Annotated in this window: 18 protein-coding genes; 9 read left to right on the plus strand and 9 right to left on the minus strand. The window is 63.0% G+C overall.

The window, feature by feature from the left end; translation table 11 throughout:
* Positions 1-253 precede the first annotated feature (253 nt).
* On the plus strand, positions 254-3,448 hold the full coding sequence (ppc, locus tag BM438_RS34020; protein WP_093643877.1) for a phosphoenolpyruvate carboxylase: 3,195 nt from the start codon (positions 254-256) through the stop codon (positions 3,446-3,448).
* Between the two features lie 60 nt (positions 3,449-3,508).
* Here the strand turns inward: ppc and BM438_RS34025 are convergent, their stop codons facing one another.
* The gene (locus BM438_RS34025) at positions 3,509-4,261 is read right to left on the minus strand and encodes a class I SAM-dependent methyltransferase (RefSeq protein ID WP_093643879.1); all 753 of its coding nucleotides are present in this window, start codon (positions 4,259-4,261) and stop codon (positions 3,509-3,511) included.
* A 170-nt stretch (positions 4,262-4,431) separates the two neighbouring features.
* Between BM438_RS34025 and BM438_RS34030 the strand changes: the two genes are divergently transcribed.
* From BM438_RS34030 to BM438_RS34050, 5 genes are all read left to right on the plus strand, one after another.
* Positions 4,432-5,244, plus strand: a complete 813-nt coding sequence (locus tag BM438_RS34030) for a helix-turn-helix transcriptional regulator (protein WP_093643881.1) — start codon at positions 4,432-4,434, stop codon at positions 5,242-5,244.
* Between the two features lie 111 nt (positions 5,245-5,355).
* Positions 5,356-6,762, plus strand: coding sequence for an argininosuccinate lyase (gene argH / locus BM438_RS34035; RefSeq protein ID WP_093643883.1), 1,407 nt, complete (start codon positions 5,356-5,358; stop codon positions 6,760-6,762).
* A gap of 382 nt (positions 6,763-7,144) precedes the next feature.
* On the plus strand, positions 7,145-7,696 hold the full coding sequence (locus BM438_RS34040; RefSeq protein ID WP_093643885.1) for an energy transducer TonB family protein: 552 nt from the start codon (positions 7,145-7,147) through the stop codon (positions 7,694-7,696).
* A gap of 246 nt (positions 7,697-7,942) precedes the next feature.
* Positions 7,943-9,250, plus strand: coding sequence for an MFS transporter (locus BM438_RS34045; RefSeq protein WP_093643887.1), 1,308 nt, complete (start codon positions 7,943-7,945; stop codon positions 9,248-9,250).
* Between the two features lie 98 nt (positions 9,251-9,348).
* Positions 9,349-9,528, plus strand: coding sequence for a hypothetical protein (locus tag BM438_RS34050; RefSeq protein WP_093643889.1), 180 nt, complete (start codon positions 9,349-9,351; stop codon positions 9,526-9,528).
* A gap of 155 nt (positions 9,529-9,683) precedes the next feature.
* Here the strand turns inward: BM438_RS34050 and BM438_RS45710 are convergent, their stop codons facing one another.
* The gene (locus tag BM438_RS45710) at positions 9,684-9,821 is read right to left on the minus strand and encodes a hypothetical protein (protein ID WP_167363299.1); all 138 of its coding nucleotides are present in this window, start codon (positions 9,819-9,821) and stop codon (positions 9,684-9,686) included.
* Positions 9,822-10,541: 720 nt separating this feature from the next.
* Positions 10,542-11,558, minus strand: coding sequence for a lipopolysaccharide heptosyltransferase I (gene waaC / locus BM438_RS34055; RefSeq protein ID WP_093643891.1), 1,017 nt, complete (start codon positions 11,556-11,558; stop codon positions 10,542-10,544).
* Positions 11,559-11,770: 212 nt separating this feature from the next.
* On the opposite strand from waaC, the gene BM438_RS34060 reads away from it, so the two are divergent.
* Positions 11,771-13,177, plus strand: coding sequence for a chloride channel protein (locus BM438_RS34060; protein WP_093643894.1), 1,407 nt, complete (start codon positions 11,771-11,773; stop codon positions 13,175-13,177).
* Between the two features lie 233 nt (positions 13,178-13,410).
* Here the strand turns inward: BM438_RS34060 and BM438_RS34065 are convergent, their stop codons facing one another.
* The 6 genes from BM438_RS34065 to map form a co-directional block, all read right to left on the minus strand.
* Positions 13,411-13,722: a YXWGXW repeat-containing protein gene (locus BM438_RS34065; protein WP_093643897.1), complete on the minus strand. Its 312-nt coding sequence runs from the start codon at positions 13,720-13,722 to the stop codon at positions 13,411-13,413.
* 290 nt (positions 13,723-14,012) lie between these two features.
* A complete protein-coding gene (gene minE, locus BM438_RS34070; RefSeq protein WP_054035076.1) occupies positions 14,013-14,276 on the minus strand; it encodes a cell division topological specificity factor MinE in 264 nt (87 codons plus the stop codon).
* 14 nt (positions 14,277-14,290) lie between these two features.
* A complete protein-coding gene (minD, locus tag BM438_RS34075; protein WP_054035077.1) occupies positions 14,291-15,106 on the minus strand; it encodes a septum site-determining protein MinD in 816 nt (271 codons plus the stop codon).
* Between the two features lie 104 nt (positions 15,107-15,210).
* Positions 15,211-16,044, minus strand: coding sequence for a septum site-determining protein MinC (gene minC / locus BM438_RS34080; RefSeq protein ID WP_093643899.1), 834 nt, complete (start codon positions 16,042-16,044; stop codon positions 15,211-15,213).
* A gap of 208 nt (positions 16,045-16,252) precedes the next feature.
* Positions 16,253-16,786: a GNAT family N-acetyltransferase gene (locus BM438_RS34085; RefSeq protein ID WP_093643901.1), complete on the minus strand. Its 534-nt coding sequence runs from the start codon at positions 16,784-16,786 to the stop codon at positions 16,253-16,255.
* Between the two features lie 185 nt (positions 16,787-16,971).
* The gene (gene map / locus BM438_RS34090) at positions 16,972-17,757 is read right to left on the minus strand and encodes a type I methionyl aminopeptidase (RefSeq protein WP_093643903.1); all 786 of its coding nucleotides are present in this window, start codon (positions 17,755-17,757) and stop codon (positions 16,972-16,974) included.
* 388 nt (positions 17,758-18,145) lie between these two features.
* Between map and BM438_RS34095 the strand changes: the two genes are divergently transcribed.
* Together BM438_RS34095 and BM438_RS34100 are read left to right on the plus strand one after the other, a co-directional pair.
* Positions 18,146-19,123: a ferritin-like domain-containing protein gene (locus BM438_RS34095; protein WP_093643905.1), complete on the plus strand. Its 978-nt coding sequence runs from the start codon at positions 18,146-18,148 to the stop codon at positions 19,121-19,123.
* A 121-nt stretch (positions 19,124-19,244) separates the two neighbouring features.
* Positions 19,245-20,570 carry an Nramp family divalent metal transporter gene (locus BM438_RS34100; RefSeq protein ID WP_093643907.1) on the plus strand — a complete coding sequence of 442 codons (1,326 nt, stop codon included), beginning with the start codon at positions 19,245-19,247 and terminating at the stop codon, positions 20,568-20,570.
* Positions 20,571-20,720 lie beyond the last annotated feature (150 nt).

Raw genomic sequence — 20,720 nt, forward strand, 5'->3', positions numbered from 1 at the left:
CGGTCGTTCGCGCACCGGGGCGCGGCATGCGGGATGATGCAATGCGGCGCAACGTGGCTGTCGTGCATGCAATGCACGTCACACACCTCGTGCGCTCCATGCAAATGGGCACGCGGCTCCCCTCTCCGGCGTATTGCCATCGCCGCATACCGGTTTGTCCAGGTTTCGCGCAGTTCCCGTTGCAACTCTTAGTGCAGTTCCGCAGTAGCAGTTCATCACTCAACAGACCCTGGCTTCCCTGAGGAAACCCATCGTGACGTCTTCCGGATCGGCGCGCCCTGCCCGCCGCAACACTGCATCGCCCAACGCTCAAGCGGCTGACGCCGCAACGGCTGCCCAGTCCACACCGGCCCAACGCGCCGGCAAATCTGCTAAGGCAAGCCAGGCCGCTAACGTCGCCAAAGCCTCCAAATCCGCCAAAGCCTCTACGCCCGCCAAGGCGGACAAGACGGTGAAGGCCGTCAGGGCAGGTAAGGCGACGCAAGCCGCGAACGCCGCCCAGACGCTGAAACCGGCCAAGGCGAAGTCCCCGAAGACCAAGGCCGTCGCGAGCGTTGCCGCGCCAGAAGCCACTCAGGCGCCCAAGCTGCAAGCCGTTTCGCCGGACACGGTTGTGCCCGCCTCGAAAAGCAGCGGCCGCACGCGTGAGGACAAGGACCATCCGCTGTTCCAGGACATCCGCTATCTCGGGCGCCTTCTCGGCGACGTGCTGCGCGAACAGGAAGGCGACGAGGTGTTCGACGTCGTGGAGACGATCCGCCAGACCGCCGTGCGTTTTCGCCGCGAAGACGATAGTGCCGCCGCACAAACGCTCGATAAGAAACTCCGTTCGCTGAGCCCGGAGCAAACGGTCAGCGTGGTGCGCGCGTTCAGCTACTTTTCGCATCTTGCGAATATCGCGGAAGATCGCCACCGCAATCGCCGTCATCGGATTCACGCGCTGGCCGGCTCGACCTCGCAGCCGGGCACCATGGCGCACGCGCTCGAACGGCTCGTCGAGGCAGGCGCCGCCGCGACGCCGGTCCTGCAGCAGTTCTTCAATGATGCGTTGATCGTGCCGGTCCTGACCGCGCACCCTACCGAGGTGCAGCGCAAGAGCATTCTCGACGCGCAGCACGACGTCGCGCGTCTCCTCGCCGAACGCGATCAGCAGTTGACCAACCGCGAACGCGCGCACAACGAAGCGATGCTGCGTGCGAGCGTCACGTCGCTCTGGCAAACGCGGATGCTGCGCGATTCACGCCTGACGGTCGCCGATGAAATCGAAAACGCGCTGTCGTATTACCGCGCGACCTTCCTCGAAGAAATTCCGGCGCTCTACGCCGACATCGAGGAAGCGCTCGCCGAGCACGGCCTCGAAGCACGCCTGCCGCCGTTCTTCCAGATGGGTAGCTGGATCGGCGGCGATCGAGACGGCAATCCGAACGTCACGGCCGAAACACTCGAGCACGCGATCACCCGCCAGGCGGCGGTGATCTTCGAACACTATATGGAGCAGGTGCACAAGTTGGGCGCCGAGTTGTCGGTGTCGAACCTGCTGGCCGGCGCAAGCGACGCGTTGAAAGAACTCGCGGCTATCTCGCCCGACCAGTCGCCGCACCGCACCGACGAACCGTATCGCCGTGCGTTGATCGGCATGTACACGCGACTCGCGGCGAGCGCGCGCGTGCGTCTCGGTGAAGGCAGCGTGCCGGTGCGCAGCGCGGGCCGCGGTGCGGCGCCGATCCGCGCCAAGCCGTACGACGACTCCGCCGAATTCGTGCGCGATCTGCACGTGCTGATCGATTCGCTCGCCGAGCATCATGGCGCGCCGCTCGCGGCACCCCGCCTGTCGCCGCTCGCGCGCGCCGCCGAAGTGTTCGGCTTCCATCTGGCGAGCATCGACTTGCGTCAAAGCTCCGACATCCATGAAGCGGTGATCGCCGAGTTGATGAAGCGTGCGGGTGTGGAAGACGACTACGCGTCGCTCTCCGAAGAAGACAAACTCAAGGTGCTGCTCGCCGAATTGTCGCAGCCGCGCCCGTTGCGCCTGCCCTACGCCGAGTACTCCGATCTCGTGAAGAGCGAACTCGGTGTGCTCGAAGAAGCCCGCGTCACGCGTGAGAAGTTCGGTGCGCGCGCGGTGCGCAACTACATCATTTCGCACACGGAGACCGTCAGCGATCTGGTCGAAGTGATGTTGCTGCAGAAGGAAACCGGCCTGCTGCACGGCCGCCTCGGCGACGCGCACGATCCGGCGCGCGCGGGGCTGATGGTGATCCCGCTGTTCGAAACGATCCCCGACTTGCGCAACGCGCCGCACATCATGCGCGATCTGATCGCGCTGCCGGGCGTCGACGCACTGATCGAACATCAGGGCAACGAGCAGGAAGTGATGCTCGGCTATTCGGACAGCAACAAGGACGGCGGCTTCCTGACGTCGAACTGGGAGCTGTACCGCGCCGAACTGGCGCTCGTGTCGCTGTTCAATGAACGCGGCGTGACCCTGCGCCTGTTCCATGGACGCGGAGGCACGGTAGGCCGTGGCGGTGGTCCGACGTACCAGGCGATTCTGTCGCAGCCGCCAGGCACCGTCGACGGCCAGATCCGCCTGACCGAGCAAGGCGAAGTGATCGCCAGCAAGTTCGGCAATCCGGAAATCGGCCGGCGCAACCTGGAGACGGTGGTGGCCGCAACGCTCGAAGCCTCGTTGTTGCCGCACGGCATTGCGCCCGCGCAATTGCCCGCCTTCGAAGAAACCATGCAGCAATTGTCCGACGCGGCGATGGCCTCGTATCGCGCGCTGGTCTACGAAACGCCGGGCTTCAAGGAGTATTTCTTCGAGTCGACGCCGATCTCCGAGATCGCCGAGTTGAACATCGGCAGCCGTCCGGCTTCGCGCAAATTGCAGGACCCGAAGCAACGGAAGATCGAAGACCTGCGCGCGATTCCGTGGGGCTTCTCATGGGGCCAATGCCGTTTGCTGCTGACCGGCTGGTACGGTTTCGGCAGCGCAGTGGCCGCGCATCTGGACAGCGCGCCGAGCGATGCCGAGCGCACCCGCCGTCTTGCGCTGCTCAAGAAAATGCACAAGACGTGGCCGTTCTTCGCGAACCTGCTCTCCAACATGGACATGGTGCTGGCGAAGACCGACCTCGCGGTGGCCTCGCGCTACGCACAGCTCGTGTCGGACAAGAAGCTGCGCAAGCATGTGTTCGAGCGGATCGTCGCGGAATGGGAGCGGACGTCTAAGGTGTTGTCGGAGATCACCGGTAAGAGCGAACGGCTTGCGGAGAATCCGTTGCTTGCGCGTTCGATCAAGAACCGCTTCCCGTATCTCGATCCGTTGAATCACTTGCAGGTCGAGTTGCTCAAGCGTCACCGCGCGGGCGATACCAACGCACGTGTGCGGCGCGGGATTCATTTGAGCATCAACGGGATTGCGGCGGGGCTGCGCAATACGGGCTGATCAAAGCCACATCAACCGGGTGGGTAGTACCACCCGGTTGATTCGACTTACTGCATGGACCTACTGCGCCGCGATCATCAGCGCGTCGAGCTTGAATGAGCCGTCTTCCTTTACGTCGAAATACTGGCGCACTTCATCGGGCGAGTTGCTCCACAGCGAGCGAATCGCCACCACACGTGGCTCCGGCGTGCGCATGCGCGCCACCCACGAACTGAACTCAATCTCAATACGCCAACGCTCGCGAATCGATGCCTTGAAACCGGCCGCGTCGAACAATGCAATCCATTCGTCCGCGCGGTAGTCGCGGATATGCGAGCCGTCTCGCAGCAATTCCACCGCCTGGATATGCGTGTCGAGCAGCGGATGATCGGCGCCGGCGATGTCGATGAACAGCACCTTGCCGCCCGGCTTCAACACGCGACGCACTTCGGCCAACGCAAGCGGCACGTCGTGCCAGTGATGCGCACTCATCCGGCTGATGATCCAGTCGAACGAATCGTCTTCAAACGGCAGCGTTTCAGCGGCGCCCTGTTGCGTGCGGATGTTGGTCAAGCCGCGATCTTTGGCTGCGCCGTCGACGGTCGCCAGCATCTGCGGCGCGATGTCGTACGCGACCACTTCTTTCGCATGCGGCGCGACCGCGAAACTCGCGTGACCTGCGCCGCAGCCCATATCGAGCACCTTCGCATCCGGCGTCGCGGCGATCGATTCCGCCAGCGTCTGCAGATCGGCGCCGGTGGCATGCGTCTGACTCGTCAAATACGCGGCGGCGGTCGAGCCGAAGGCGTCGGCGACCTGATCGTGATGCTTCATGGGAGGCTCCGGTTATGTACGTGGGGGTTGCGCCGGGCTTGAGCCCGGGTCTCTCTGGACGGCGCTGCGTCGTTCCAGTCGTTACAATAGAGCCCGCCGTGTACCAGTACAAGTTAAGCAATTATTCTGGTATCAATAACACCACCCCCGCCAAGCGCCGCCCGATCAGAATGACCACGCCGTCCTCCGCCGACAATCCGCCGCCGCTCGAAGCCACGCCCGCGCGTGCACTTGGCGATTTCATCCGTGCGCATCGCGAAAGGCTCTCGCCGCAAGCGCTCGGCCTACCGCCTGGCCCGCGCCGCCGCACGCCGGGCTTGCGGCGCGAGGAAGTCGCGCAGCTGTGCGGCGTCAGTCCGACCTGGTACACGTGGATCGAACAGGGCCGCCCCGTCTCCGCTTCCGCCGATGCGCTGGCGCGGATCGCCGTCGCGCTACAACTGTCGCGCGCCGAGCGGGCGTATCTGTTCGAACTGGCCGCGCAGCGCGACCCGGCCGAGCCTGATCCGGCCGCCGCCGACGCGCCCGCCACCCTGCTCGAAACCGTACAACTTGTGAACGCACCGGCGTACGTGCTCGACCGGCAGTGGAATGCGCTCGCCTGGAACGAACGCGCCGCCGACCTGTTCGTCGGCTGGCTGGACGGCACGCACGACCGCAATCTGCTGCGCTACACCTTCACCGAACCGGCCGCGCGCGAGTTGATCGTCGACTGGGAAACGCGCGCACGGCGCCTCGCCGCCGAATTCCGCGCCGACTCGATCCGCCATCTGAACGACGCCCCCACCCGCGGGCTGATCGACTCGCTCACCGCCGCCAGCGATGCGTTCGCCCGTTTCTGGGCGTCGCAGGACGTCGGCGGCCGGGAGGGCGGCAGGCGCGAATTCAACCATCCGCGCGACGGCCGCCTCGTCTACGACCAGATCACCTTCAAGCCCGCGCATCGCGAGGATCTGAAGCTGGTGGTGCTGGTGCGGGAATAGCCCAGTGTTAAAATCCCTGTCTTTCGCCCGTTTCGATGGCGCCTGCACCGTCCGCGAACGCCGTCAGCCTTCTTCACCGCTCGCTCAACTGCCGCTTAACTGCCCAACACCATGACGTCCCAACTGCACAAAAAAGGCGAAGCCTGGTCGGCTCGCTTCTCGGAGCCGATGTCGGAGCTCGTCAAACGCTACACGTCGTCGGTTTTCTTCGACAAGCGTCTGGCGCTCGTCGATATCGAAGGGTCGCTTGCGCACGCCTCGATGCTGGCCGCGCAGAAGATCATCGCCGCCGACGACCTCGCCGCGATCCAACGCGGCATGGCGCAGATCAAGGGCGAAATCGAGCGAGGCGAGTTCGAGTGGCAACTCGATCTGGAAGACGTCCACCTGAACATCGAAGCGCGCCTGACCGCGCTGATCGGCGACGCCGGCAAGCGCCTGCACACGGGCCGCTCGCGTAACGACCAGGTGGCGACGGATATCCGCCTGTGGCTGCGCGGCGAAATCGACCGCATCGGCGGCCTGCTGACGGAATTGCGCACGGCCCTGCTCGACATGGCGGAGAAGAACGCGTCGACCATCATGCCGGGCTTCACGCACCTGCAAGTCGCGCAGCCGGTCACGTTCGGCCATCACCTGCTCGCCTACGTCGAAATGTTTTCGCGCGACGCCGAACGCATGGTCGATTGCCGCAAGCGCGTGAATCGCCTGCCGCTCGGCGCAGCTGCTCTCGCCGGCACCAGCTATCCGATCGACCGTCATGCCGTGGCGAAAACGCTCGGCTTCGACGGCATCTGCGCGAACTCGCTGGACGCGGTGTCCGATCGTGACTTCGCGATCGAGTTCACGGCAGCGTCGGCATTGATCATGACGCACGTGTCGCGCTTCTCGGAAGAACTCGTGCTGTGGATGAGCCCGCGCGTCGGCTTCATCGATCTGGCCGACCGTTTCTGCACCGGTTCGTCGATCATGCCGCAGAAGAAGAACCCGGACGTGCCTGAACTCGCGCGCGGCAAGACGGGCCGCGTGAACGGCCATCTGATCGCGCTACTCACGTTGATGAAGGGCCAGCCGCTCGCGTACAACAAGGACAATCAGGAAGACAAGGAGCCGCTGTTCGACACCGTTGATACGGTCGCGGACACGCTGCGCATCTTCGCTGAAATGGTCGCCGGCATCTCGGTGAAGCCGCAAGCCATGCGCGACGCCGCATTGCAAGGTTTCTCCACGGCAACCGATCTCGCCGACTACCTCGTCAAGCGCGGCCTGCCGTTCCGCGACGCGCACGAAGCGGTGGCGCTGGCAGTTCGCGTGTGTGCCGATCGCGGCTGCGATCTGGCCGACCTGACGCTGGAAGAAATGCGTAAGGAACTACCGAACGTCGCGCATCTGATCGGCGAAGACGTGTTCTCGTACCTGACGCTCGAAGGTTCGGTGGCGAGCCGCAACCATCCGGGCGGTACCGCGCCCGAGCAGGTGCTCGCGGCGGTCAAGGTTGCGCGGGAAGCATTGAAGTAAGGTAAGGCCCGGCGCGCACGTGCGCGTCGAGCCAATGCGTGCATGACGGCTTGCATTGGCATCACAGCAAGCGCGAAGCAGCATGAAAACAAAAGGCGAACTCACCAACGAGTTCGCCTTTTTATTTTCGCGGCTGGATTGATTGCGCGAAGCGTCGCGCAAAAAAGAAAGCCCGCGCGAAGCGGGCTAAATGAAAGACTTCCACCGATGCCTCTCGAAAGAGGCCATCGAAGTGTAGGCGTGTTTTGGCCGAAGAGAAATCCGGCCATATTTCAGCCTATTACAAGCGGTCGAATCGTAAAGGAGCGGGTCAACGACAATTGCATCCTGGCGTTTTTTGACTACCATCAAGTTAGATCCTGTCACAGTGCTTACCTCGACGATGTCCACCTGCACACGTCACCTTCCCCGCTTGACTGGACGCTTCGCTTCACGCGTGAGCGCATCCTTTTCGCCTGCGCATCGCGCGGCTTCCGCGTTGACAACGGCTTCGCTTTTGGCGCTCGCAGCGCTCGCGGGCTGCACGTTCACGCCACCTGATCGCCCGCTTGTCATCACGCCGCCGGCGGCCGTCAACAGTGCGACGCTCGACCAGTACCGCAGCGCGGTCGCGCAACGCATCGTCGAACGCAGCCCTTCCTATGTGTTGCGCGGCACGCCGCAAGCGATGCTGCGCTCGCTGGTGGTGGTGTCGTTCACGGTGGATCGCGATGGCCGGGTGCTGCAGTCGTCGGTGTATCGCACCAATGGCGACGACGAAGCCGAAAGCACCGCGCTCGCCTCCTTGCGGCGCGCCTCGCCGCTGCCGCAACCGCCCGGCAAATTGCTCAACGGCCATGGCCAGCTCGAACTGTTCGAAGACTGGCTGTTCAACGACAACGGCAAATTCCAGCTGCGCGAATTCGCCTCGCCGCAAGCGCAGACCATCGACTGAACGCAACGCCTCCCCCCCTCACCTGCCTGTTCCCCCGGCATGGCCGCTTTCGCGCGCGAGCGTTGACGGCTGACGGCTGGCGTCCGCCGTTGTAAGCTGTCGCTTCATCGTCCGTGCCGAAGAAGGCTTCAACCGCCAGCAAGACGCGCGATGCGCACGAACTTAAACAAAGATGCCGCCTGACCACGCGCCGCCCGCCCATCGAAGTACGGCGCCCGACGGCATCACGACATAAGGAGACCCTGCATGTCCACTTCGCCGATTTCCGCGGCCCAGCCCAATGCGGCCGGGCAGACCAGCAGCGCGCGGATCATCTTCGCGAGCTTTATCGGCACCGCGATCGAGTTCTACGATTTCTATGTCTATGCGACCGCTGCGGCGCTCGTCATCGGACCGGTGTTTTTCCCGCATGGCTCGGCGACCGCCCAGGCGTTGTCGGCTTTCGTTACCTTCGGTATCGCCTTCGTCGCGCGGCCGATCGGCTCGTTCCTGTTCGGCCACTTCGGCGACCGGATCGGCCGTAAATCGACGCTGGTGGCTTCGCTGCTGGTGATGGGTGTGTCGACCACGCTGATCGGTTTCGTGCCCGGCTACGACTCGATCGGCAGCCTCGCGCCGATCCTGCTGTGCGTGCTGCGCTTCGGCCAGGGTATCGGCCTTGGCGGCGAATGGGGCGGCGCGGCGCTGCTCGCCACCGAGAACGCGCCGGCCGGCAAACGCGGCTGGTTCGGGATGTTCCCGCAACTGGGACCGTCGATCGGTTTTCTGGCATCCAACGGTCTGTTCTTCGCGTTGGCCTTGTCTTTGAGCGACGAGCAATTCCGCAGCTGGGGCTGGCGCGTGCCGTTCCTCGTCAGCGCGGTGCTGGTCGCGCTCGGCTTGTATGTGCGCTTGAAGATCGCCGAAACGCCGGCCTTCCAGGCGGCCATCGAACGCAAGGAACGCGTGAAGGTGCCAATCGCCACGCTGTTTTCGCAGCACGGGCTGCCGACCCTGCTCGGCGCGCTGGCAATGGTGGTCTGCTACACGCTGTTCTACAACGCCACGACGTTTTCGCTGTCGTACGGCGTGTCGGTCCTGCATATTCCGCGGCCGACGTTCCTCGGCATGCTGTGCATCGCGGTCGTGTTCATGGCACTCGCCACGCCGCTGTCGGCCTGGGCGAGCGATCGTTATGGCCGCAAGCCCGTGCTGATCGTCGGCATCATCGCTGCGATCCTGTCGGGCTTCACGATGGCGCCGTTGCTCGGCAGTGGTCAGACGCCGCTGGTGCTGCTGTTCCTCGTGATCGAACTGTTCCTGATGGGCGTGACCTTCGCACCGATGGGCGCGCTGCTGCCGGAGCTGTTTCCGACCAACGTGCGTTATACCGGCGCAGGCGTGTCGTATAACCTCGGCGGGATTCTCGGTGCGTCAGTCGCACCGTATATCGCGCAGGTGCTGGCCGCGCACGGCGGGCTGCCATGGGTAGGTGCTTACGTTTCGATTGCGGCGGCCGTCAGCATGATCGGCGTGCTGTGCATGCGCGAAACCCGCGATTCGCAGCTGATGTAATCAGGGTAAAGACGCGCTGGTAAATCCCCTGCCTTGCGCGTCTTTTTGACTTGCCTATACTCGATTCCAATAACCCTAAGGCAAGCAGGGAGGCTCTGATGAGTATTCATCTTCACAACGCGGACATCGTGATGATCATCGCGCTGGCATTGCTATGTTCGCTGCTGCTGGCTTTGCGCTTTCGTCCCGCGACGTGGAAAGGCATTGTCGTGGAAGCATTGGCCGCCAACGCGGCTGCCATCACTGCGGTAATCGCTTTCGAAATGCTGCTCGCCTGAGCGGGCGAACGCCGCGATACCCGGTTGGGCGCGGCTGACGAAAGCGGTCTGATCTGATCCAAAGAAGCGGTTGAGCGGCTGCCCATGCCTATGCAGGCAAGCGGCAGCCGTCAGCGCCTCGCGCCGCGCTCAAGCCGAACGCGCGCCGCTGGCCATTACCGGTAGTAGTACCCGCCGTGATGGTAATAACCGCCGCCACCGTAGTAATAGCCAGGCGCCGGTGCAACGATGCAGCCGCCGAGCGCCGTTGCGAGTAGCGTGCCGGCGATCAGGGTCAGGATTAAGCGTTTCATATTGTTCTCCTTCGAGTCAGATTCATTCGAGCCGAAACCCCGAATGACTCGATTGAACACGACCCTGCTTCGCGCGAACGTTGCGATTTGTAAGGGAAAATCACTGAGGTGTTACACCTTCGGACCCCGAAACCCACGGCACCCGAAGCGCGACGACGACAGACACACATCAGACAAAAACACCGCCTATACTGCTTTGAACATGTACAAACCGCGCAAGTCCTGCCCGTGGCGGGTGCGCGAGTCGGGGCGCCGATCATAGGCATTGGGTACGCGTTTCCATGCGCCATGGCTGAGCCAATAGTCACGCAAAAGCGCGCACGTGTAGCCAATTAGGCACTCAACGAAAAGCGACAGATTTAACAGGTATGTAATGCGCGGCGCTTATTCAAACGCTGCGAGCGGCCGCGAGTAGCCACCGGCGAGACGCCAATGAGCGGCGCACAAATCTGCCGGCGCACGCACGGCATGTCTTGAAGAATGCGCCATTGAACTCGACCGCCGGCCGGCGGTCTCTGTAGAACTGAGGCGGCTACTCGACGTCGCCGCTCAGCGCTTGAGTCAGTTTGTTCATTGCAGTGATTCCTCTCCGCCCGTAGTTCCCCGACGCGGGCGTTTTTCGGAGGCGTTCCGTGGCAGCGCTCGTTTGATTGGGCGACTGCGCGTCGCGCCTCTTTTCTTTTAGCCAAACGATTGCGCGAAAGCGCTGCAAAGCTGCGCTCAGGCTGCGGCCGATCCGTGCTGCATGGCTGCGACGCGTGGCTCGCTGTGTACGTCGCCATGCACGTAATCGATTGCCTCCAGTGCCTCGGCGATCGACGGCACTGAGTGGCCGTCGCCGATCGAAATCGAGCGGAACGGCGCCTGGATGCCGAAATGCGATGGCGAAGTCGCCACAAAAATCATGACCGTGCGCTTCTGCAATCCATGCGCCACGTGAACGAAACCCGTATCGGTACCGACCACCAGCGCGCACGCGTCGATCATCTGCGCGATTTCGGTCACGTTCAGCTTCGGCAGGACGGTCGAGCCCGGCACCTGCGACGCAATCTGCTCCGCCTCCGTGCGTTCGCGTTCCGAGCCCCACGGCAGCACCACGTGAAAACCGCGCTGCGCCAACTCGCGGCCGACTGCGACCCAATGGGGCACCGGCCACTTCTTGTCGTCTTTGGAGGTGGCGTGAAACAGCGCCGCGACCGGCCTGTTGTCAGCCGCGAACAGTGGGGTGGCCGGCTCGGGCAGACGCAGATTGTAGACAGGCGGGCCTTCGACCTCATAGCCCAGCGCCTCGCTCGCACTGATGCGCATGCCATGCCATGCATCGCACTGCGGACGCGGGCCGAAACGCCCCGTATAGGCAAATGCGGCGCCCCGTTCGCCCAGATCCTTGGACTGGTAGCCAATACGCTTCGACGAACGCGCCAGAAACGCGATGATCGCGCTCTTGTACACGCCGTGAATGTCGATGATGAAGTCGTAGCGGTAGGCGCGCAATTCGGCGATCGACGCCCAGATTGCCTTGAAATCGCCCCAGCTGCGCGCCTTCTTGAAGCGTCGCAACGGTGCGCAAAGCACGCGGTCCACACTCTGGCTCCAATGCACCACTTCGGCGAATGCTTCGTCGGCCGCCCAGTCGACTTCTACGCCGGGATACGCGCGTTTGATATCGGCGACGACTGGCAACGCCTCCACAATATCGCCGAGCGAAGTGACCTTGACGATAAGGACTCGCTTCATTGAGGACCTATTAATTGTTCGAACATCAAAACATTTTAGCTGACGATTGGAATAACCATCGCCGAACGCTCCAGTGCGCCGTCCCGGCATTAATACAGGGCGTTACACTGCGCACCTTACGAACAGCCCTTTTACTATATTTCAAAAAACTTTCATACGGTTGAAGCGATAGGGCGCGCTTTATAATTCACCCTTTGCGCCAGCACATCCTCATGTCCCGGGCATTTCCTCCCCTCTCTTCCGGCATCGTGCGTCGCGCGAGACGCCTGTGGCGTCAATACGGCATCTTCTGGCTCGGCGCGATCGCGGTCGGCCTGGTGGCGGTGCTGTACGCCAGGCTGATCGATTGGGGCTACGGCGAATTCCGCACCATGCAGCAGCACCACGTGTGGGCGCCGCTGATCGTCACGCCCGCGGTCGCGGCGCTCGCGGTCTGGCTCACGCGCACGTTCTTCCGCGGCGCCGAAGGCAGCGGCATTCCACAAGTCATCGCCACCCTGCATGCCAAGCCCGGCGAATACGGCGCACGGCTGTTGTCGTTCCGGATCCTGGTCGGCAAGATCGCTGTGTCGTTTCTGGCGATTCTCGGCGGCTTTACGATCGGGCGCGAAGGGCCGACCGTACAGGTCGGCGCGGCGCTGATGTTCAATCTGCGGCGGCTGTATCCACGCTCGAACGCGCAGATCGAACGGCAACTGGTGCTGGCGGGCGCGGCAGCGGGTTTGTCCGCGGCGTTCAATACGCCGCTGGCGGGGATCGTGTTCGCGATCGAGGAACTCACGCGCAGCTTCGAGGCCCGCGCGAGCGGCGTGCTGATCACGGCAATCATCATCGCCGGGGTGATCGCGCTGGGGCTGAACGGCAACTACACCTATTTCGGCACCATCCAGATCGGAGCGCACTTCCCCGATCTGCTGGCGGTGGCCGTCGTGCTCACGGCAATCGTCACCGGTATTGCGGGCGGCGTGTTCGGCTGGCTGCTGCTCAACACCGCGCGCTGGATTCCGGCGCCGCTGCGTCAGTTGCACGGCGAGCGGCCGGTCGCGTTCGCCGCGCTGTGCGGTTTCGTGATCGCGGTCGTCGGCCTCATCTCCGGCGGCACGACCTTCGGCAGCGGCTATGCGGAAGCGCGTGGCCTGCTCGACGGGCACGAGCACCTGTCCCTCTTCTATCCGTTTCTGAAGATGATCTCGATGGTCGGCTCGTACCTGCCGGGCATTCCAGGCGGCATCTTCGCACCGTCGCTGTCGATCGGCGCGGGCTTCGGCAATCTGCTGCACATGGTGTTCGGCTCGATGCAATTGCCGATGCTGATCGCCCTCGCGATGGTCGGCTATCTGGCCGCCGTCACGCAATCACCGATTACGTCGTTCGTGATCGTGATGGAGATGATCGATGGTCATGCGCTGGTGATTTCGCTGATGGCCACCGCGTTGATCGCAAGCCGCGTGGCGCGTCTCTTCGCTCCACCGCTGTATGAATCGCTGGCCCAGCGCTATATGGCGCCGCTACCGCAGCCGGCACCCGCGCCGGTGCCCGAAGTCGACGTGCCCGAACCAGCGGCCGTCGATGAGATCACGGGTGATGCGCCTGCTGAAGACGGCGCCCCGCGTCAGTAAACAACAACCGCCGGCGCGCGCATATAAACCGGCCGTGCCGGCACTACGACGCAACCGGCCAGCATGACCGCCAGTACGGCGATCAGAAGCAGATTCTTTTTCATCACGTGTTCCTCAGAAACACAGGCGAGCGCTACGCCGGACGCATGAGTGGCGCCTGTGTCGTCAAACTGGAGGGAGCGGCACGCGCGATGTCGATTCCGCCGTGCCGCACGCGGTTGTTGCTGGTGGACTTACGCCCAGTGGCCTTGGACCCAGCGATAGTTCGGACCGTGTTCGACCCAGTGGCCTGGCACCCAGTGGTAACCGACGCGCTCGGCCTGCCAGTGGCCCGCGTCCCACACATAGCGGCCGTGATCCCAACGCCAGTGACCGTGATCCCACACATAGCCGACACGCGGAGCCGGCACGGCTTCGTAACGCACGGCCGGCGGTGCGGACGGCGCGATCACGACGACTTCCTCGGCCGAAGCGGAGGCCACAGCGGATGCACCAGCAGCGATCAGAACAGCGTTAGCGATCAGCAAGCGAAAGGTCTTGTTCATGTTTTCCCTCTTTGGATGGACACCGAATGCGGCGTTATCCGTTTAATGCGCTAGGGGACGAAAGCGCTGACTGTGGGCGTGTAACGGCACACCCCGAAGTGCAACGGATTATTTCGCCGCGCGAAAAGCACGCGTGAGAGGGCCTGTGCGAGCGCACATGAACACAGAATTAGCGGGGACGACGGCGAGAAAAACGGCGGAGGAGAAACGGCGGGAGGAGACAACAACACCGCTTACGCGCCCCACCTCGTCACGTCACATCGACGGAACGAAACAGAGCGCGCAACACGTTACGCGGAACCCACCTGCGGTATTTCGATCTTGACCTCGAGCACTTCGAGATCGTCCTGGCGTTCCAGGCTCACACGAATATCGTCATCGGAGATTTTCACGTACTTTGAAATCACGGCCACCAGTTCGCGTTGCAACGCAGGCAGATAATCGGCAGGCGCATGGCCGCCGGCGCGCTCATGCGCGATGATCAACTGCAGGCGTTCCTTCGCTACCGACGCGGATTTCTTCTTCTCGCCCAGCAAAAACGAAAGAATCGACATTACGTGCGCTCCCCTTACTTGGTGCCGAAGAGGCGCTGCAGCAGCCCTGGCTTCTGGTAATCGGTAAAGCGAAGCGATTTCTGCTCGCCGAGGAAACGCGACACGACATCTTTATAGGCTTCAGCGACGTCGGTACCGTCGAGGTGCACAGCCGGCAGCCCCTGGTTCGACGCATGCAGCACCGCTTCCGATTCCGGAATCACGCCGATCAGATCGATGCGCAGAATTTCCTGGATGTCGGTCAGCGACAGCATTTCGCCTTCGCTCACGCGCTTCGGGTTGTAGCGGGTGATCAGCAGGTGTTCCTTGATCGGCTCCTTGCTTTCGATTGCGCGCTTGGTCTTCGACGACAGGATGCCGAGGATACGGTCCGAGTCGCGCACCGAGGAGACTTCCGGATTCGTCACGATCAGCGCTTCGTCGGCGAAGTGCATGGCGAGCAGCGCGCCCGATTCGATACCCGCCGGCGAATCGCAGACGATGTATTCGAAGTCCATCGCGATCAGGTCGTTGATGATCTTCTCGACGCCTTCCAGCGTCAGCGCGTCCTTGTCACGCGTCTGCGAGGCCGGCAGGATGAACAGGTTCTCGCACTTCTTGTCCTTGATCAGCGCCTGGTTCAGGTTGGCTTCGCCCTGGATCACGTTGATCAGGTCGTACACCACACGGCGCTCGCAGCCCATGATGAGGTCGAGGTTACGCAGGCCGACGTCGAAGTCGATCACGGCGGTTTTGCTGCCACGCAATGCGAGGGCCGATGCAAAACTCGCGCTCGTGGTCGTCTTGCCCACGCCACCCTTGCCCGAAGTCACCACAATGATTTTTGCCATTACCCTTACCTTGTGTTCGTCAAATTCGTCAATTATGTGCGGCCATATTTGCCGTGGAACGCTGCGTGCCGTGACCATTCAGGGCGGCACGCGCTTCACGCCTATCAAGTGAGCCGCAACGGTTCGATCATCAGTTTTTCTTCTTCGAGCCAGATCTGCACCGGCTTGCCGAGCACGTCGGCCGGCAGCGGGTTCTCGGTCGTACGATAGATGCCCGCGATCGAGATGAGTTCCGGCTCGAGACACGTGCAGAAAATGCGCGCGTCGTGATTGCCCTGCACGCCGGCCAACGCCCGGCCGCGCAGCGGCGCGTAAATATGGATGTTGCCTTCCGCGATCACTTCCGCGCCGTAGCTCACCAGACCGAGTACGACCAGATCGCCCTTTGCGTAGATGCGCTGGCCCGAGCGCAACGGCTTGTCGACCACCATGGTTTGCGACGAGGTGGCAAGGCGCACGGGTTCGGCGGCCGGCGCGGGGTCGACCGCGGCGGCCGTAGCCGGCGTGCCCTCTACCGCCGAAAACAGATCGGCCGGCGGCGTGGCCGTTGCTGCGGTGGCAGCCGGTGCCGTAGCGGGCACATTGGCGGCTTCTTCGTCAGCGGATTTAGCGGACGCGCCGCGACGGTCGCGCGCTTCGAGCAAGGGCAGCGCGGATTCCGCCGCCCACGCCTGCTGCGCATTGGCCACCACGCCGACCGGGCGCATGCGCACGCTGTCGAGCAGTTGCGCGATGTCGGCGAGCGGCACGCGTTCGGTCTCGGCGAGCCGGCGCACGTCGATCGCGACGACGTCGTTAGCGAAAAATTCGGGGGTCGCCTCGAAGCGCCGGGTCAGTTCGGCACGCATCGCGTCGAGGTCGGTTGTCTTGACCACGAACAGGAGCGTGTCGACAGAGCCGCTGCGGAGTTCGAAAAAGGGCGATTTCTTGGGCGACATAGCGTTCGGCAAAAAATTTTGCGTATTTTACAGGCGTCCAGGCGGGGAGCGAGTTTTTTTGCCGACAGAACGCAGCACGGCGGCCTGAATACCCATGACGTAGCCACGTCTCGGCCATACAGGCCGCGTCCAGGCCGGTCATTTGGCCATGAACGCTGTAGCGACGCGGATGGGATGTGAGCGGCAGGCTGACGCGCCGCTCGCGAGATCACTGCTGAAATACCTGCGATGTGGTCGGCACGTGCCGCACCAGCAGGCTTTCTGCCTGCTCGGGCGCACGCGCGACGCGGCGATGCTCGCCGGTGGGACCGAAGCCGAGCGCCTCGTAAAAGCGCATCGCATTGCGGTTGGCGTCGGCGACCCACGCGTAGATTTCCATGGCGCCTTCGCCGGCGAGCCAGGCGCTGGCGGTGTCGACCAGCAACTCGCCGCCTCGCAGATGACGCACGGCCGGCGCCACCCACAACTCGCAGACGAACGCGCGGCGCGCCTCGGAGTCGTCGAAATAGGCTTCGATGAGTCCTGCCGGATGGCCCTCGGTATAGAGGATGAAACTGGTGAAGATAAACGAAACAGCGTGTTCAGCAGCGGTGGCGTCGAAGGTGGCGGCATCCGCCGACAACGCGTCCTCTAGCGTCTCGCCGAAGGCATAGGGTGCCTCCCGCAGCGACGCAGTACGGAGTTCGCGGAAAACAGCGCCCTGATCAGCGGCGATACGGCGAACGGTCAATGACGGACTCATGCAGACGAAAACCCCTTGAAACCCTAAGGCATAGCTTTAACCGAACCGGCGCGCGAGTCAAATCCTTATTTGCCGGATCGAACTTTAGCCGCGGTTCCTGGTGCAGGCGCCGCGCGCCCGCTGCGCAGCAATCCGCCCGCCCACCGTCCGGATAGCCGGTTCGTCAGGCGCGCTGGTCACTGCGTTCAAGGCGCTTCGTAATTGCCGGTGCCGTCCGGCCATGGCGTCAGCAGCTCGTAGCCCTCTTCGGTCACGGCGATCATATGCTCCCATTGCGCCGACAGCGAACGGTCTTTGGTGACCACGGTCCAGCCGTCACGCTGCACCGCGGTGCTGGCGCGGCCCGCGTTGATCATCGGTTCGATCGTGAAGACCATGCCCGGCTTCAGACGCACGCCCTGCCCCGGCTGACCGTAGTGCAGCACTTGCGGGTCTTCGTGATAAACCTTGCCGATGCCATGCCCACAATAGTCGCGCACGATCGAGAAACCGTCGCGCTGCGCGATCTTCTGGATCGCGTAGCCGACGTCGCCGAGCGTGGCGCCTGGCTTGACCTCGCGAATGCCGGCCAGCATCGCTTCATAGGTCGTGTCGATCAGCTGGCGCGCCACCGTGCTCGGCTGGCCGACGCAATACATGCGGCTCGTGTCGCCGAAATAGCCGTCTTTGATAATCGCGACGTCGATATTGATGATGTCGCCGTCTTTCAGGATTTCGCTGCGGTTAGGAATGCCGTGGCACACCACCTGGTTGACGGACGTGCAAACCGTCTTCGGAAAACCCAAATAGCCAACATTTGCCGGAATCGACTTTTGTGTATTGACAATGTAGTCGTTGCACAGTGCGTCGAGTTCGTCGGTGGAGACACCGGCCTTGACGTGCTCGCCGATCATCGCCAGCACGTCGGCCGCGAGGCGGCCGGAAATGCGCAGCTTGGCGATGTCGTCAGGAGTCTTGTAGGTAATGGCCATGAATTCGGTGGGGCTGAAACGATGTTGACGATCGGCCAATTGTACAGAGGATCGCCGGAGGGCCTCCGCGAGCCGGGCGGGACCTGTTCGCCGGGCGTTTTTTCCGCACGACGCCGATCGGCTTTCTGGAGTCGGAAAAACCGTGTCAGCCTGCCCCATGCTGCGAGCGCGCAGAGAAATCTTTTGTGAGGCTTGCATCTGGCCGCGCATTCGCGTCGTAAAGAAGTTGAGGACTCGATTTCTTCCCCACATCGTTTAGTTCTTCTCAGAAGAACGGGGCCTCTTTGCGTCCGCGATTTGCGTTTGAGCATCGCGTGGATAGCAGTTGTCCGCGCGTATGCGTCGCGAGTCCGCGGCATTGGCGTCGTACCATCGGAGGAGCATAGCCATGTCGGAATCCAGCAATAAATCAGCAGAGCTTATCGACGTATTCGACCGCCGGGTTGAACGGCGCCTGCAGCGCAGACAGTTTTTCCGCAACGCTGGCGGACTCGGCCTAGGTCTGGTCGGCGGCACGCTGATCAGCGCGTGCGGCGGCGGCTCCGGCTCGAGTGCGTCGGCCGCCAGTGCACCGACCGATCCGGAGATTCTCAACTTCGCGCTGAATCTGGAATACCTGGAGTCGCAGTTCTATACGTATGCGACAACAGGTGCGGGCCTCGCAGCGAGCATGACGTCCGGTGTGGGTACGCTGGGCACGGTAATTCCAGGGCAGCAGGTGCCGTTCCAGGATCCGGTCGTTCAGGCCTATGCCAACGAAATCGCCAACGACGAACGCGAGCACGTCACCTTCCTGCGCAGTGCGTTGGGCTCGGCGGCAGTCGCGATGCCCTCGATCGACATTGGCGGGACCAATCCGAACGGAGCGTTCTCGAACGCGGCGCGCGCTGCGGGTCTGGTCGGCGCGGGCGTCGCCTTCAATCCGTATGCGAACGACAACAACTTCCTGCTCGGCGCGTTCATCTTCGAAGACGTCGGCGTGACGGCCTATAAGGGCGCCTCTCCGCTCATCACCAACAAGACCTTCCTCGAAGCGGCTGCCGGCATTCTCGCGGCTGAGGCGTATCACGCCGGGCTCGTGCGTACAGTGCTGTTTGCAAAAGGCGTCGACACGGCGAGTATCTACACCGCCGCCAACGCCATCTCCGCCGCGCGCGCCAGCCTTGACCAGAACGGCCACGACGATCAGGGCATCACGGGCGCGACGGCCGGCTCGTCGAACATCGTGCCGCTCGACAGCAACGGGCTCGCCTTCAGCCGCGGCTATGGCAACGTGCTCAACATCGTCTACCTGACGAGTTCGATGGCGACCAAGGGTGGCTTCTTCCCGAACGGCGTGAATGGCACGCTCAACATGAGCGCCTGAAGCACGCAACGCGCTGTGCCGGATGCACCGGCAACGGGTCGCCGCGATGACGATCGCGCTCACCCGTTGGCCGGCCTTCATCTGGATTGCCTTGAACGCTTGAAGACGGACAGGAGCAGTCATGAACGAAGCGATCAGCCAAGCCGCCGTGCCTCAAACCCTCACCGAGCAGACCTGTTTCGATATCCGCGAAACGCTGGCGGGACGGCGTCGCGGCTTGCGGACGATGCTGCCGTTCGTTGGACCGGCGGTCGTCGCTTCGATCGCGTATATGGACCCGGGCAACTTCGCCACCAATATTCAGGCGGGCGCCGGTTACGGCTACACCCTGCTCTGGGTGGTCGCGTTGGCGAACATCGTGGCGATGTTATTTCAGGCGTTATCCGCCAAGCTCGGGCTCGTGACCGGCAGCAATCTCGCCGAACTATGCCGCTCGGCCCTGCCGCGCCGTTGCGTGCTCGCGATGTGGGGCATCAGCGAAATCGCGGCGATGGCGACCGATCTGGCGGAATTCGTCGGCGGTGCGATTGGCGTTTCGTTGCTCACGCATCTACCGATGATGCCGAGCATGCTGATCACCGCCGCCGTCACCTACGGTTTGCTGCAGTTCGAGAAGCGCGGCTTCCGCCCGCTCGAACTGGCGATCGCGGCGCTCGTCGGTGTGATCGGGCTGTCGTATCTCGCCGAGTTGCTGATTGCGCCGGTGCATTGGTCATCGGTCGTCAAGCATACGTTCACGCCGGGCATGCCCGATAGCAATGCGTTGACGATTTCCGTCGGCATCATCGGCGCAACGGTCATGCCGCATGTGCTGTTCCTGCATTCGGGACTCATGCAGAATCGCGTCAAGCCGCGCAATGAAGGTGAGCGCGCCAAGCTGCTGCGCTTTTCGAATATCGAGGTGGTGGTTGCGCTCGGCGTGGCCGGACTCATCAACATGGCGATGGTGATCATGGCGTCGAGCGCGTTTCATGCGGGGCATGCCGATATGGCCAGCATCGAAACAGCATGGCGCACGCTCACGCCGCTGCTTGGTAGCGCCGCGGCGGGTCTCTTTCTTGCGGCGCTGATTGCGTCCGGTGTGTCGAGTTCGGTCGTCGGCACGATGGCCGGGCAGATGATCATGCAGGGCTTTGTCGGCTTTCATATCCCCGTATGGGCGCGGCGGCTGATTACGATGGCGCCGGCGTTCGTGGTGGTTGCCTGCGGAGTGGACGCGACGCGCGCGCTGGTGCTGAGCCAGGTGGTATTAAGCATCGCACTACCGGTGCCGATGATCGCGCTGGTGTGGTTCACCTCGCGTGGCGACTTGATGGGCCGCTACCGGAATCGCCGCTCGACCACGATCGCCGCGGTGGCGGGCACAGTCGCCGTGCTGGCGCTCAATCTCATTCTGTTGCTGCAAGTGGCCGGCATTTCTCCATGGCCGCCGTTCCACGCGGGATAAGGTGGCAAAGCAGCTTTCCGCATCCGGTTATCGGGTTGGCGCGTACATTGTTCGAACGCTTATTCACGAACGATTTTCGACGGACCCGACTTTCATGCCTCGACGCCTGCTTACCTTGACCGCCGCGCTGGCGCTCGCCGCTCTGGGCGG

It is taken from the genome of Paraburkholderia aspalathi (assembly GCF_900116445.1).
GTDB classification, from domain to species: Bacteria; Pseudomonadota; Gammaproteobacteria; order Burkholderiales; family Burkholderiaceae; genus Paraburkholderia; species Paraburkholderia aspalathi.